This window comes from Vibrio sp. 970, assembly GCF_033339075.1.
Map to the genome: position 1 here is coordinate 1 of NZ_JAWOTW010000740.1, position 535 is coordinate 535.

The 535-nt window shown below is 44.5% G+C and carries 1 protein-coding gene and 1 pseudogene; both read right to left on the minus strand.

Translation table 11 applies throughout. The annotated features are described in order from the left end of the window. Positions 1 to 242, minus strand: a pseudogene (locus R7Q11_RS28935) (MSHA biogenesis protein MshI); the annotation flags it as partial. 11 nt (positions 243 to 253) lie between these two features. Then, on the minus strand, positions 254 to 535 hold a 282-nt coding region (locus tag R7Q11_RS28940; protein ID WP_225467315.1), incomplete at its 5' end, for an EAL domain-containing protein.

Sequence of the window (535 nt, forward strand, 5' to 3'; positions counted from 1 at the left end):
TGATACATCTGATAGTAGTTGTGTGACAGCACTACGGTCAGAGAATCATAAGCGCTCGCGGCAACGCTTAACGCTTGCTCAACAGCGCGTTCCCAATTTGATTCAGAAATTTCAAACTGAGACGGACGACCACTTTTAGCTGGTGATGATAAATAAACTGCGTCTGGCTGAATAACCAAAAAGCAAGAGCGACCACCACCAGATGATCGCATCAGCTTGTCGAATACTGCTTTAAATTCCATGATTATTATCTTTATTTTTTCCGCCAGCGATTTCGTCTTCCCAATTTAACTTGGGATTCTGATTGAGAATGTTGCGCTGTTTGTGGGCGAGGAAGATATTGCTGCTCTGCAGAAAAATAGCGTCCTTGTCCGCCGTACACACCTAATTCAAGAAGCGTGTTTAGCTCTTGTTGATTCTCAATTCCCACTGCTATGATTTTGGTTTTGCTGTTCGCCGCTGCACCTAGCATACTGCGGACAAAAAGCTGGTTCTCATGTCGCTGATCGATTTTTGCTACCAAGCTGCGATGAAG